Consider the following 13473-nt stretch of genomic DNA (forward strand, 5'->3'; position numbering starts at 1 on the left):
CCGCTTTTTCTCCACGCCTCCTCAAATCTATCCTCCAACCACCACCCCCCCCACCCGCCCCCCCCCCGACCCACCTCGCACCCCCCCCCCGCCGGCCCCCCCCCCCCGCGGCCCGAGGCCCCCTGGCAGGGGGTCAGCAGGACCTCGGGAGGTATCGTGGCTACGATCAGACAATATCATATATTTAATATCTGCCAACCTCGGAGGGATACGCATGACATCGGCCTTCTTCCGCACACAGGACAGCCCCGCGGGGATCGCCTTGATCCCCCAGGCCGAGGCGGCCAGCGGGTGGGGCGAAGGACAGCTGCGCGGCCTCGCCGTCAGCTCCGCCCTGGCCCGCGAGGCCGAACGTGCCCTCGACCGCATCGGCCGCACCGACGTGCGTCCGGCCCGCTGGACCCTCGATCTGTTCCGGCCCGCCAGGATGCGGCTGCCCTGCACCACCTCGGCGACGATCGTCCGGGAAGGCCGGCGCCTGTGCCTGATCGACACCGTCCTGCGGCAGGACGACCGGCCGGTCGCACGGGGAACCGCCCTGTTCCTGGCGCCGAGCCGGAGCCCCGCCGGTGCGGTCTGGTCGGGCGGCGTCCAGCCGCGACCACCCGCCCCCGGCACCCCGATGGCGCCCGGTCAGCACCGGCTCTACCGCAGCGCGGACACCGGGTGGGGCGCGGCGGCGCAGGCACAGAACGACCACCGCACCCAGATCTGGCACGAGCCGATCCCGGTGGTCGAGGACGAGCCGATCACCCCGTTCCAGCTGGCTGCCGGGATCGCCGATGTGGTGAATGTCGTGGCCAACCTCGGCGGGAACGGACTCGAGTTCATCAACGCCGACATCACCCTGGCGCTGGCGCGCCTGCCCGAGGGCGACGGGGTGGGCTTCGCCGCCATCGACCGCAGGGAGGACGCGGGAATCGCCGTGGGGACCGCCGCGGCGTTCGATCGCTCCGGCGTCTTCGGGACCGCGACGGTCTCGGCGCTGGCCAACGCGCATCAGGCCGTCGACCTGCCCACGTTCTTCGCCGAACCGGCCGCGCACCACACCCCGGCACCGAACCGTTGACGCGCAGGTCAGGACCATGCGACACTCAATAAAATATTATGCGTAATATTTGACGCCAAAGGACCCGACCATGAACGTGCTGATCGAAATGACCGCGCTGTGCCTGAGCCGCCCCGCCCGTGGCGCAGGCCCGGAATCGCTGGCCGCCTGGTACGCGGCGAAGGCACGGTTGCACGAGCACCTGGCCGGTCTCGGCGGTCCGGACAGCGCCCGCGAACACGAACTGGCCGCCGCCGCGCACCGGCGCGCCCGGCGGGTCGCCGCCGGGGATCGGGCATGAGCCGGGTCAGTGTGTACGCGCTGCGACTACCCGCCCCGCGCGCGGAGACCTGGGCCTGGCAGATGCACGCCGTCTGCCGGGCGCACGATGTCAACGAGTTCTACGACACCGGCCACGAACCGCGCAAGATGCTGGCCGCCAAGCGGATCTGCGCGCAGTGCCCGGTGCTGACACACTGCCGTGACCACGCGGTCGCCGCCAACGAACCGCACGGCATCTGGGGCGGGATGACACCGCGCGAACGGGCGCGCTACCGGTGGCTGCACTGGCCGCCGAAACGCACCTGACGTCGTCGAATACCGGCGGTCGGCGGGCTATCCTCGATAGAGGCGAGCGCACCAGCGCACCGCCGAGTGGCCGTGACCGAATCGAGCCGAAATGGCCGACAACCTGCCGACTCAACGCAGCTCGGCCTCGGGCATCGCGGCGGAACTGACCGCCGAGGGCTTCGAGGACGCCGAGGAGATCGGGCGCGGCGGTTTCGGTGTGGTGTATCGGTGCGCGCAGCCCGATCTGGACCGGGTGGTCGCCGTCAAGGTCCTCACCGCCGAGCTGGACGCCGACGGGCTGCAACGCTTCGTCCGTGAGCAGCAGGCCATGGGCAGGCTCTCCGGTCACCCGCACATCGTCGCGGTGTTCCAGGCGGGCACCACGCACGGCGGGCATCCATATCTGGTGATGCCGTATCACGCGCGCGGCTCGCTCGAACAGCGCATCCACTCCGTCGGCCCCCTCGATTGGGCGGCGACCCTGCGGCTGGGGGTGAAGATGGCGGGCGCGCTCGAGACCGCGCACCGGGCCGGCATCCTGCACCGCGACGTGAAGCCATCCAACATCCTGCTCAGCGACTACAACGAGCCGGAACTCACCGATTTCGGGATCGCCCGGATCCAGGGCGGATTCCACACGACGACCGGCGTCGTCACCGGCTCCCCCGCGTTCGCCGCCCCGGAGGTGCTGCGCGGCGGGCAGGCGACCCCGGCCGCCGACGTGTACGGCCTCGGCGCGACCCTGTTCTGCGCGCTCACCGGCCATGTCGCCTACGAGCGGCGGGTCGGCGAGCAGGTGCTGTCGCAGTTCCTGCGGGTGTCGGCGCAGCCGGGGCCCGATCTCACCGATCAGGACGTGCCCGCCGAGGTCAGGGCCGTCATCGAGCACGCGATGGCCGCCGATCCCGCCGATCGGCCCGACAGCGCCGCCGCGCTCGGCGCGGAACTGCGCGAGGCCCAGCGCAGCACCGGCGGCGAGGTCGACATCCTGCGGATCCCGAGCACGGTGCGCCCCGCGACGGCACCCGTGCCGCTGCCGCCGCGCGCGCACGAACGGACCACCGCCCCACCGACACCGGCCACCAAATACCGGCCGCCGACCCCCGCACGCGCCACCCTGGCCAGGAAACGCCTGCTCGAGCATCTGCGCACCAGCGAACGCACCCGGCTCACCGCCATCCACGCGCCCAGCGGTTTCGGCAAGACCACGCTGGCCGCGCAGTGGCACGACGAGCTGATCGAGCACGGTGCCGCGGTCGCCTGGCTGACGGTCGACGAGGACGACGACAACGTCGCCTGGTTCCTCACCCACCTGGCCGAGGCGCTGCGGCCCGCCGTCCCCGACCTCGCCGACGACCTCGACCGGCTGCTCGAAGCCAACCCCGACGACCCGACCCGCGCCGTGCTCACCGCGCTCGTCGACGGCCTGCACACGAGCGACCAGCGGGTGACGCTGGTCCTCGACGACTGGCAGCGTGTCACCGGCGCGGACTCGGTGGCGGCCATCCGGTTCCTGCTCGAGCACGGCTGCCACCACCTGCCGCTGGTCGTCACCAGCACCGCGCGGCTCGAACTGCCGCTGAGCCGCCTGCGCATCCACGGTGAGCTCGCCGAGATCGACGCCGCCACACTCCGTTTCGATCCCGACGAGGTGCGCGCCTTCCTGGCCGAGGCCGGTGGCGTGCACCTGACGGCCGGCGAGGTCGCCGGACTGGCCCGCGCCACCGACGGCTGGATCGCGGCACTCCAGCTGACGGTGCTGTCGCTGCGCGCGGGCGAGGCGCCCGAGCACCTGCTCGACAGTCTCGCCCTGCATCCCGACATCGGGGCGTTCCTCGCCGAGAACGTGCTCGACGCCCTCGATCCCGACACTCTCGACTTCCTCATGACGACCTCGATCTGCGAGCGGATCTGCGGCGGCCTGGCCACCGCGCTCACCGGACGCGCCGACGCCGCCGACCTGCTCGCCGATCTCGCCGATCGCGGGCTGTTCCTGCTGCCGACGAGCCCTGACCACGAGTGGTACCGCTACCACCAGCTGTTCGCCGGGTACCTGTGCCGCAGGCTGGCCCAGGACCGGCCGACCGAGATCGCACCGTTACGGCTGCGGGCGGCAGCCTGGTTCGCGCGGCATCATCTGCTCAATGACGCGGTCGAGCACGCCCTGGCCGCCGGGGACCCCGAGCGCGCGGCCGATTTCGTCGAAGAGGGCGCCGGCTATCTGCTCGAGCGTTCGAGAATGATGATGCTGCAGGGCATTCTGGCCAAACTGCCCGCCTCCGTGTGCCGGGTCAGACCCCGGATCCAGCTGTTCGGCATCTGGATCGATCTGGTGCTGCGCCGCCCGACGGCCACCGCCACCACCATCGCCCGCTTCGACACCGCCATGGCCGCCGCCGAGCCCGCCGAGCCGGACCGCACCGATATGCGCACCGAGGCCGATGTCGCGATCAGTGTCGGGGAGATGTTCACCGACCGGGTGTCGCTGCTGGACGGCCTGATCGGCGATGCGCTGGCCCGCCCCGACGACTTCTCGCCGCGCATTCCCGGGGTAGCGGCCAATATCGCCACCTATGTGGCGCTGCACAGTTTCGATTTCGACAAGGCCCGCCGCTGGCAGCTCTGGGCCGCGCCGTATCACGAGGTGAGCGGGCCGTTCCTGGCGGTCTACGGGCGCTGCTACGCGGGCCTCGCCGCCTGGGAACAGCTCGATGTCGCCGGCGCCACCGAGCTGTTGACGACCGCCTACGACACCGCGCGGTCGACGATGGGCCCGGCCGCGCACGCGACCCGGCTCGCGGGCGCCCTACTCGGCGGATTACGTTACGAGACAGGCGATCTGGATTCCGCGGCCGAACTCCTGGAACAGAGCAGGGAACTGTCCACCGAAGGCGGTGGCGGGGTCGACTTCATGCTGTCCACCTACGCGACCGGCGCCAGGGTGCGCGCGCTCCGTGGGGATCGGGACAGCGCGCTCGACCTGCTCGACGAGGGCACGATTCATGCCGAGCGCCTGCACCTGCCGCGCTTGGCGGCCCGCGTCCGCAATGAGCAGGTGCGCCTCGGCGTGCCCCTCGAACCCGCCGTCGTCGCGGACATCACCCGCCCGCGCACGATCCGGCGCGAGGACGGAATCGCCACCGCCATCGACGAACTCGACGAGGACTCCGCGATACGGCTGCTCGTGGCCGCCGATCGCCACGAACTCGCGGTCGAGCGCGCCGAAGCCCTGGTGGCCGCTGTCGACGCCGAGCGCAGGCCGCTGGCCGGGGTGCGCGCGGGTCTGTCGCTCGGTGCGACGCTGCGAGCGGCGGGCCGCCCGACCGAGGCGGATCGGCTCCTCGCCCCGCTGGTGCGGCGCTGTGAACAGCTCGGCCTGCCTCGACTGCCTGCCGACGCGGCCCAGGAAAACTACTGAGGGACCTCCCCGGAGACTTCCCGGGGAGGTCCGTCCGATCAGCCCGCTTCCACCACCAGATCGCGGTCGGTCGGCTTCGGCTCGGCGGCAGGCTCCGCCGCACCCGCCGAGGTGGCACCGGGCAGCAGGATGACGATGATCGCCGCCAGCACCGCCGGGACCGCGAAGGCGTAGAAGTTCCAGTACGCGGCCAGCGACGATCCGAGAATCCAGCCACCCACCATCGGGCCGAGGATCGATCCGACCCGGCCCAGCCCCATGGCCGCGCCGACAGCCGAGCCACGGCAGGACGCGGGATAGCGCGCCGCGATGTAGCCGTAGGTCAGCGAGCTGGACCCGATGGAACCGAGCCCGGCGCCTGCCACCGCGACCATCAGCACCGCGGTGTCGACCTTGCGGCTCAGGACGAGCAGCGAGATCGCGCCGATCAGGAAGAACGGGACGAGAACGCGTTTGGAGCCGAACCGGTCGGCCAGCAGCGAGCCGCCGATCATGCCGACCACGGCGCCCACCTGGAGCACGAGCAGGAACTGCAGCGACGAGCCCAGCGGGTACCCGGCCTGGCGCATGATCTGCGGCAGCCAGGTGCTCAGGCCGTAGCCGATCAGCTGCCCGCAGAAGCAGACGACGACGAACAGCAGCAGTGACGGCAGGTATTCGCCGGTCAGCAGCTGGCGGTAGCCGCCGGACCGCTCGGTGCCCTGCGCGGTGGCCGTGACCTGGGCCCGCTGTTCGGCGCGGACCGCGTCGAGGTCGAGACCGTAGGTCGTGGCCAGTTCGGCCGCCTCGTCGTCACGTCCACGCGCCACCAGGTAGTTCACCGATTCGGGCAGCCAGAAGTACATCACCGGCAGCACGATCACGCACACCGCGCCGATGCCGTAGAGCACGCGCCAGCCGTGGTCGGGCAGCAGCGCGATGGCCGCGAGCGAGGCGATGATGCCGCCGAAGGAGTAGCCGGTCAGCATGAGGCCGTTGTAGATCTGCTTGCGGTTGCGCGGGGCGAACTCGGCCGTCAGCGCGACGGCCGAGGGCACCACACCGCCCAGGCCGATTCCGGTGAAGAACCGTGCGGCACCGAGGAATTCGGGCGACGTCGCGACCGCGCAGATCGCGCAGCCGAGGGAGAACCAGGCGACGCCGGCCAGCATGATCTTGCGGCGCCCGATCCGGTCGGCCAGCGGCCCGGCGACCAGGAAGCCGACCATCAGGCCGACCAGCGTCCAGCTGCCGATGAGGCCCGCTGCCGCCTTGCTCATTCCCCAGCCTGGTTCCTCCAGCAGGCTGGGCACGGTGGCGCCGTAGACGATCAGGTCGTAGCCGTCGGCCACGATCGTGAGGAAGCAGAGCATGACCACGAAGAGGCCGCTGCGTCTGCGCGGGGTGGGACGGACCATCTGTGTTCTCCTTCAACGCTCCACGACGGCGACTGTGCCGAGCGATGCAGGTCACAATAGCGCACAATATATGATCCGTAATACTTTTTCTTGACATTGATAGGGGGTGCGCACAGCGGGGTGGGAAGAATCCTTCCCCTCAGTGCACCGCGGCGAACATCAGCTTCTCGTCGTCGGCCTCGGCGGGATCGAACTCCGCGACGATGCTGCCCTGTTTGGCGACCAGGATCCGGTCCGACAGGGCGCGGATCTCGGGCAGGTACGACGAGATCACCACCACCGCCACACCGTCGTCGGCCAGCGCCCGGATCATGGCGTGGATCTCGGTGATGGTGCCGAGGTCGACACCGCGCGTCGGCTCGTCGATGATCGCCACCAGCGGCTGCCGGGTGAGCCCCTTGGCCAGCACCACCTTCTGCTGGTTGCCGCCGCTGAGCTCCTCGAGTTTCGCGCGTTCCGGCCGCAGGGTGCGGACGTGGAATCGTTCGACGAACCGCTGCGCCACCGACTTCCGCTCCCCCGGGCGCACCAGCAGCGGCAACCGGGCCGCGCTGCACAGATGCCCGAAGTAGATGTTGTCGGCGATCGAGAAGTGGCCGAAGAACCCGGAGGCCTTGCGGTCCTCGGTGATGTAGACGATCCCGGCCCGGCGCGCGTGCCGCGGCGTGCGGAAGCGCACCTCCCGGCCGGCGAGCCGGATCTTGCCGCCCCGCAACCGCCTGCGTTTGACCACGCCGCCGACGATCATCGCCGTCTCGCTGCGGCCCGCGCCGACCAGGCCGTAGATACCGACGATCTCGCCGGCGTGGGCGGAGAACGACATATTGCGTACCACCGGCAGCAGCGTGATGTCGTCGACCTCGAGCACCGGCGCCGGGTCCGGCTCCCGATTCGGCGGCACCCGTTGATATTCCACGCTGCGCCCGACCATCATCCGCACCACCTCGGTGCGGTCGAAATCGGGTTTGTCGAGGGTGCCCTGGACCTCGCCGTCGCGCAGGACGGTGATCCGGTCGGCTTCCTCGAACGCCTCGTCGAGCATGTGGGTGATGAACACGACGCCGATGCCCTGGCGCTTGAGCCGGCGCATCGACAGGAACAGCTGCAACCGTTCCTCCGGCGTCACCGAGGCGGTCGGTTCGTCGAGGATCACCACCTTGGCGTCGCGGTGCACCGCGCGCGCGATCTCGACCATCTGCTTCTGCGCGATGCCGAGCGCACCGGCGGGTACCTCCGGCCGGATGTGGAAGTTGTGCGACTCCAGCAGTTCTCGCGCCACGACGTTGAGCTGCGAGAGGTTGTTGAAGGGCTGCTCGTCGCCGAGGAACAGATTCTGGGCCACCGTCATCGACTCGACCAGCGAGCCCTCCTGGTACACCATCGCGACCCCGGCCTGCGCGGATTCCTTGGGCGCGGTGAAGTTGCGCATCCGCCCGGTGACGAGCAGGGTGCCCGCGTCGTGCCCGATCGCCCCCGAGATCACCTTGACGAGGGTGGATTTGCCCGCGCCGTTCTCACCGAGCAGGGCGTGGATCTCCCCCGGCCTGACCTCGAAGTCGACATCGCGCAACGCGTACGTTCCGCTGTAGTGCTTGCTGACCCCCGTGAGCCGGATGACCGGCTCCGTGGCGACAGCGGTGTCGCTCTGCGTCACGGTACTCACCTTTCGTTCGCTGTCTGCGGCTCGAGCACGTTGCGGAAACCGTGCGCCGCCACAAGGATTCGGCCGTCACGGGACGCGACGCCGGTGATCCCGTGCCGGTCGCCGTCGACGCGCGAGTGCACGCTCTCGGCGATCCGGCCCCGGCGGTCGAGCCGGAACGCCAGGCCGTAGGACCGGGCCGGGGCCCAGGGTTTGATCACCCCGAGCACCCGCAGCTGACCGAGCTGCAGGGTGTCGGTGTAGGGGTTCGGGCAGCGCAGCCGGGGGACGAACCACTGGTCCGGACGGATCGTCGCGGTCATCTCGTGGAGCAGCTCCGGTTCGTCGAGCAGCAGTTCGGTGAACCGGTTGCGCGCGTACGGCGCCGCGACCCACCACCCGTCGGCCGTCGCGGTGATCCGGCCGGGATAGACCGGCAGGTTCGCGCCCACCGGCGTGCCCCGGGTGCCCAGCGCCGCCGTCGCGCGGCGCTCGATGCGGTGCTCGAAGCTCAGCGACAGCAGGACCTCGGTGTCCGAGGCGCTCTCGATGCCCGCGGGCCAGCCGAGGCCGTCGGCCACGAGCTCGGCCTTGGCACCCGTGACGCGCACGACGCGCCCGGTCCGGTCGTCGGCGACCAGCGCGGCCGCCCAGTCCCCGACGGTGCTCGACCCGACCGTGACCAGCACGGTGCCGTCGGGCAGCAGGGCCAGGTCGGTGACACACGACGCCACGAGCGGGTCGGTGCACAGGTCGCGGGCGGTGCCCGCGGCGTCGACGGTGACCAGGCCGACGCCGTCGACCGCGGCGATCACGCTCGCGCCGACCGCGAGCAGAGCGCCGACCCGGCCGCCGAGGGCGGCCAGTGGGGTGACCACCGCGCCGGTCAGCGTGAAAACGGTGTCACCGCTGGAGAACACGACGTCACCGGATGCGCGGATCAGCAGATCGTCGGGCTCGAAGTCGCCGGCGGGAAGCAGTGCGGCGCCCTCGTCGAGCCTGCGGTTCGGCCGCAGTCCCGCTTCGAACGGCGGTACCGTGCGGTGCCGTGCCCAGTCCGGGTTCAGCCATTCCTTCAGGGTGCTGAGCGTGCGATTCATCCCTCGACCTCCGCCATCGATCGGCCCGGCACGAGCAGACCGGGGACCGCGGCCGGATCGATCGATCCGACCTCGCCGGGGTCCAGGGTCAGCCTGCCGATGCGGTTGTTGCTGACGCCGCACAGGTAGAGCTGTCCGGCGCGTTCCTTGACGGCGGTCACCATCGGGTAGTTCGCCAGCGACGAATCCCACAGCACCTGCAGGATTTCGCCGCGATCGTTGAACTTCATCACGCAGGACACGTTGAGCTGCGGCACCACCCAGCTGTCCAGCGGCACCTCCTGGGTCATCCGCCTGCGCACCGCCGGATAGCGATTGAGCAGGTCCGACATCGGCGTCCGCATCGAGACGAACGGCAGCCAGTAGTTGCCGTCGGAGGAGCGGTTGAGGTTGTCGGGATTGCCGGGCAGGTTCTCCAGCACCGGCTCCAGCTGCCCCTGCTTCGGCCCCGCGATCCAGAGCCGGTCGACCCGGCACAGGCCGGTGCTCGTGATGAGGATCGACTGGCCGTCGTGCGCGGTGCAGATGCCGTTGGGGAACACGCTGTTCGACACGACGACCTCGGTGCTGCCGTCGGGATCGATCCGGACCACGCGTCCGTTGGCCCGCGATTCCACCAGCTCGACCAGGTACTCGGCCGCGTTGGTGCGGGTGGAGAAGTCGGAGACGTAGATCGAGCCGTCGGGCGCGACATCGAGATCGTCGACGGCGCGCAGACCGGAGTCGTCGAGCAGCGAGAACCGGCTGCGCGCGACCTTGGTGGCCACCGGCTCGGATTCGCCGTCGGGCGAGAGCCGGTAGACGCCCATGCCGCCGACCGCGACCAGCAGGCGGCCGTCCCGGTCCCAGCCGTGCCCGAGCGGGAAACCGCCGGTGCGCGCGAAGATCTCGCCCTCGTCGGGATTGTCGGGGCCGAACTTCCACACCCAGCCGCGGCGGTCACCGCAGTAGACGTTGCCCTCGGTGTCGACGGCGCAGTCCTCGGCGCCCTCGATCTTGCCGAGGCCGATGGGCGGGGCGGCGGTCATCGTGTCGTTGATCGTCCAGACGGTGCCCGGCTCGGTGACGTCGACCAGCGGGCCGAGGGTGATCCGGCCGGGATCGATCTTCAGCTTGTCGGCGGTGCGCTGCCGGTACTTGCCCCACTGCAGATCCAGCACGGCGAACACGAGCAGCGCCGTCGCGAGAATCACGGTGTAGTAGGAACCTTCGAGCCGCATCGCGACGGTGGCCTGCTGGATCACCTGCACGACGATGATGCCGACGGTGGCCCGCAGGACCGAGCCGCGCCCGCCCTTGAGGCTCACGCCGCCGAGCACGACCGCGGTGAGCGCGATGATCTCCCAGCCCTGCCCGATGTCCGGGTCGGTGCGCCCGACCCGCGCCGAGGTGAGCAGCGCGGCCAGCCCGGCCAGCGTGCCCGAGAGCACGTAGACCAGGAAGGTCACCCGGTCGACGGGAATGCCGTTGCGGCGCGCGGAGCGCCGGTCGCTGCCCACCGCGGAGACCCACCAGCCCCACCGGGACCGGGTCAGCCCGACGTGGACGACGACCAGCACCGCGAGGAAGAACACCCACCCGGTCGGCACGGTCGCGATGGTGCCCTCGCCCAGGAAGTCCCAGACGATATCGGGTTTCGGCATGCTCAGATCGAAGCTGTAGGCCGACTGCAGCGCGGCGGCCGCACCGCCGAAGGCCACCAGGGTGACCAGCGTGGTGATGAACGGCCGCATCTTCCGGAACGCGATGAAGTAGCCGTTCACACCGCCGAGCAGGGCACCGAACACGATGGTGCCCGGCGCGACGATCGCCATCGGCCAGTCCCAGGCACGCGAGGCCACCATCGCCCCGATCGCGGTGAGCCCCACCATCGAGCCCACCGACAGGTCGATCCCGCCCGCCACCAGCACGACGGTGAGGCCGATGGCGAGCAGTCCCTTCTCCGACACCTCGTCCATGATGATCGGGGTGTCGGCCGGGCCGACCGGGGTGAGCAGGACGAACAGCAGGCTCAGCAGCAGGGCCAGGCCCAGCGGCACAGCCCCTTCCATCCAGCGTTTCTCGAACAGGTCCGACAGCGACCTGGCCGGCGCGAACCGGTCCCGCCAGGTGCCGCCGGTCTGCCCGAAGGCGTCGATTCCGCGGGCCATGCTCACTGCCCCTTGTAGCAGGCGATCGTGGTGTTGTCGACGTTGCCGCGATCCACGATGGTGTGCGGGACGAAGGCCACGGTGTGCGTGCTGCCGGGGGCCGCGCCGGTCTGCACGAGCTGCTGGGCGGTCACCACCGCGGCGGTGCCGACGCCCTGCACGTCATAGGACGCCGAGGCCGTCACCTTGTTCTGGCGCAACGCGTCACACCACAGGGTGTCGGTCGCCATCGTGTAGGTGGCCAGCGAGTCGGCCGGGATCACGCCGCGGGAGACGGCGCTCTGCACGGCGTCACCGACGGCGACCGAGTTGAGGTCGTAGGTGACCAGGAAGCCGCAGAAGTTGTTCTTCTGCTGCTGGATGATCGACTCGGCGGCCTGCTGGGCGAGCGAGTTCTGCCACTGGGTGTGCGCGGTGGTCACCACCTCGAAGCCGGCCGGGTCGAGCACGTTGTGCACGCCCTTGGACCACAGCAGCGAGGCCGCGTCGTTGCCGGGGCCGTCGATGATCGCCAGACGCTTGGGGGCACCGCGCTTCTCGCAGTCCGCGACGGCGCGCTTGCTGATGTCCTCGGCGGCGGCGATGTTGTCCACGCCGATGTAGGCGTCACCGAGGCGGCTCGAGATCATGTTGACCACGATCGTGTAGATGCCGGCGCGCTGGGCGTCCTCGATCTGCTTGGACAGCACACCCACGTCGGGGTTGTGCAGGATCAGCACGTCGGCGGCCTTGCGCGCGATCAGGTCGCTGATGATCCTGGTCATCTTGTCGGTGTCGAAATTGGGGTCGTAGACCTGGAAGTCGGCCCCGAGGTTGCCGAACGCGCGCTCCATCGAGGCGCCCCAGTTCATGGTGAGGTTGTAGCCCTTGTAGAGGATGGGCACGAAGGCGACCTTCTTGCCCGCCATCGACTCGTGCACCTGCTGCGTCGCGTCGAACAGCTGCACGTTCTCACCGAACGCCTGCTCGCCGCCGCCGACGGGTCCGGTGGCCGCGGTGCGCCCACCGGTGGAACAGCCCGCGAGGACGACGGCCGAGACCGAGGCGAGAGCGAGGGCGATCATTCTTTTCTTCATCGTCGAAGACTCCTTGTGAGAACGGGGTGGTACGAAGGCGGACATCACAGTTCGCCGCTCTTGGCGGTTTCCTCGTCGCGCGGATGCAGCCAGGCGTCGAGTGCGATCGCCACGATCAGGACGCCGCCGCGGATCAGGTCCTGGACGGCGGAGGTGAGCCCGTGCAGGACGAGCAGGTTGTTGAGCACGCCGATGAACAGCGCGCCGGCGAGGACGCCGAGGATCGAGCCGCGGCCACCGGCCAGGGAGATGCCGCCGATGACGGTGGCGGTGAGCGCGGTGAACAGCAGTGGGTCGAAGGAGGTGACCGTCGTCTGCACGCTGCCCTGGATGGAGACCGTCAGGTAGCCGGCCAGCAGCGCGAGCAGCGCGGAGATCACGTAGGTCAGCACCTGTAGCGGACGGACCGGGGCGCCGGTGGCGCGGGCGGTGGCGAAGTTGTCGCCCATCGCCCGGATCAGCCTGCCCGCGGCGGTGTAGGTGACGAACAGCCAGGCCAGCAGGAAGGCCAGGGCGGCGATCACCACCGGCCGCGGCACGCCGAAGACCGAGCCGTTGCTCAGTTCGGCGATCCACGAGCCGCCGGGCAGGGCGTAGTAATTACTGTCGAGCAGCAGCACGTCGACACCGCCGATCACCAGCAGACCGGTGGCCAGCGTGACGAACAGCGACGGCACCTCGACATAGGCCACCAGCACGCCGTTGACCAGGCCGACGATCAGCGCGACCGCCGCGGCCACCGCGATGGCCTGCCATTCCGGTCGGCCCTGCGACATCATCGCCAGCGTGGTCTGCGCGCAGCCGAGCGCGACACCGGCGATGGACAGATCGATGCCCTTGCCCAGGATCACGATCGCCACGCCGACGGCCAGGATCCCGAACGCGGCCGAGAGCCGCAGCAGGCTGGCGAAGTTGCCCGCGGTGAGGAACCCGGGCGTGGTGGCGGCGCCGACCACGCACAGCACCACGGTGATGCCGAGAACAAAATAGGCCTGCTCCGCGCGGCCGAGGCGGTCGCGCAGGCCGGGGCGCGGCGTACTGGGCGCCGCGGTGGTTGTCGTCGTCATGATGC

10 protein-coding genes are annotated in these 13473 nt (G+C 70.2%); 4 read left to right on the plus strand and 6 right to left on the minus strand.

The annotated features are described in order from the left end of the window. The first annotated feature begins 214 nt into the window (after positions 1–214). The 4 genes from ACFVW6_RS12215 (at position 215) to ACFVW6_RS12230 (ending at position 5036) form a co-directional block, all read left to right on the plus strand. Positions 215–1069 (plus strand): acyl-CoA thioesterase domain-containing protein, encoded by an 855-nt coding sequence (locus ACFVW6_RS12215; protein ID WP_378831794.1) that lies wholly within the window; start codon positions 215–217, stop codon positions 1067–1069. Positions 1070–1139: 70 nt separating this feature from the next. Continuing rightward, positions 1140–1349 (plus strand): hypothetical protein, encoded by a 210-nt coding sequence (locus tag ACFVW6_RS12220; RefSeq protein ID WP_355282415.1) that lies wholly within the window; start codon positions 1140–1142, stop codon positions 1347–1349. Continuing rightward, entirely contained in the window at positions 1346–1636 is a 291-nt protein-coding gene (locus tag ACFVW6_RS12225; protein ID WP_378831797.1) for a WhiB family transcriptional regulator, read from the plus strand. The genes ACFVW6_RS12220 and ACFVW6_RS12225 overlap by 4 nt, the downstream gene beginning before the upstream one ends. Positions 1637–1727: 91 nt before the next feature. Then, entirely contained in the window at positions 1728–5036 is a 3309-nt protein-coding gene (locus ACFVW6_RS12230; protein WP_378831799.1) for a protein kinase, read from the plus strand. 38 nt (positions 5037–5074) lie between these two features. Here ACFVW6_RS12230 and ACFVW6_RS12235 read toward each other — a convergent pair whose 3' ends face one another. The 6 genes from ACFVW6_RS12235 to ACFVW6_RS12260 form a co-directional block, all read right to left on the minus strand. Continuing rightward, positions 5075–6433 carry an MFS transporter gene (locus tag ACFVW6_RS12235; RefSeq protein ID WP_378831802.1) on the minus strand — a complete coding sequence of 453 codons (1359 nt, stop codon included), beginning with the start codon at positions 6431–6433 and terminating at the stop codon, positions 5075–5077. Between the two features lie 139 nt (positions 6434–6572). Further along, positions 6573–8087, minus strand: a complete 1515-nt coding sequence (locus ACFVW6_RS12240; RefSeq protein WP_378831804.1) for a sugar ABC transporter ATP-binding protein — start codon at positions 8085–8087, stop codon at positions 6573–6575. 5 nt (positions 8088–8092) lie between these two features. Next, a complete protein-coding gene (locus ACFVW6_RS12245) occupies positions 8093–9175 on the minus strand; it encodes a hypothetical protein (RefSeq protein ID WP_378831806.1) in 1083 nt (360 codons plus the stop codon). Then, positions 9172–11325, minus strand: coding sequence for an ABC transporter permease (locus ACFVW6_RS12250; protein WP_378831809.1), 2154 nt, complete (start codon positions 11323–11325; stop codon positions 9172–9174). Before ACFVW6_RS12250 ends, ACFVW6_RS12245 begins: the two co-directional genes overlap by 4 nt. Before the next feature lie 2 nt (positions 11326–11327). Continuing rightward, entirely contained in the window at positions 11328–12401 is a 1074-nt protein-coding gene (locus tag ACFVW6_RS12255; RefSeq protein WP_355282397.1) for a substrate-binding domain-containing protein, read from the minus strand. Positions 12402–12445: 44 nt separating this feature from the next. Further along, positions 12446–13468 (minus strand): ABC transporter permease, encoded by a 1023-nt coding sequence (locus ACFVW6_RS12260; protein ID WP_378831812.1) that lies wholly within the window; start codon positions 13466–13468, stop codon positions 12446–12448. Positions 13469–13473: the final 5 nt, after the last annotated feature.

The sequence above is a fragment of the Nocardia sp. NPDC058244 genome (assembly GCF_042882065.1).
Classification (GTDB): Bacteria; Actinomycetota; Actinomycetes; order Mycobacteriales; family Mycobacteriaceae; genus Nocardia.

Coding starts and splice junctions, on each gene's coding strand:
- ACFVW6_RS12215 (WP_378831794.1), top strand. CDS start 215: ATGACATCGGCCTTCTTCCGCACACAGGACAGCCCCGCGGGGATCGCC.
- ACFVW6_RS12220 (WP_355282415.1), top strand. CDS start 1,140: ATGAACGTGCTGATCGAAATGACCGCGCTGTGCCTGAGCCGCCCCGCC.
- ACFVW6_RS12255 (WP_355282397.1), bottom strand. CDS start 12,401: ATGAAGAAAAGAATGATCGCCCTCGCTCTCGCCTCGGTCTCGGCCGTC.
- ACFVW6_RS12235 (WP_378831802.1), bottom strand. CDS start 6,433: ATGGTCCGTCCCACCCCGCGCAGACGCAGCGGCCTCTTCGTGGTCATG.
- ACFVW6_RS12225 (WP_378831797.1), top strand. CDS start 1,346: ATGAGCCGGGTCAGTGTGTACGCGCTGCGACTACCCGCCCCGCGCGCG.
- ACFVW6_RS12245 (WP_378831806.1), bottom strand. CDS start 9,175: ATGAATCGCACGCTCAGCACCCTGAAGGAATGGCTGAACCCGGACTGG.
- ACFVW6_RS12260 (WP_378831812.1), bottom strand. CDS start 13,468: ATGACGACGACAACCACCGCGGCGCCCAGTACGCCGCGCCCCGGCCTG.
- ACFVW6_RS12250 (WP_378831809.1), bottom strand. CDS start 11,325: ATGGCCCGCGGAATCGACGCCTTCGGGCAGACCGGCGGCACCTGGCGG.
- ACFVW6_RS12230 (WP_378831799.1), top strand. CDS start 1,728: ATGGCCGACAACCTGCCGACTCAACGCAGCTCGGCCTCGGGCATCGCG.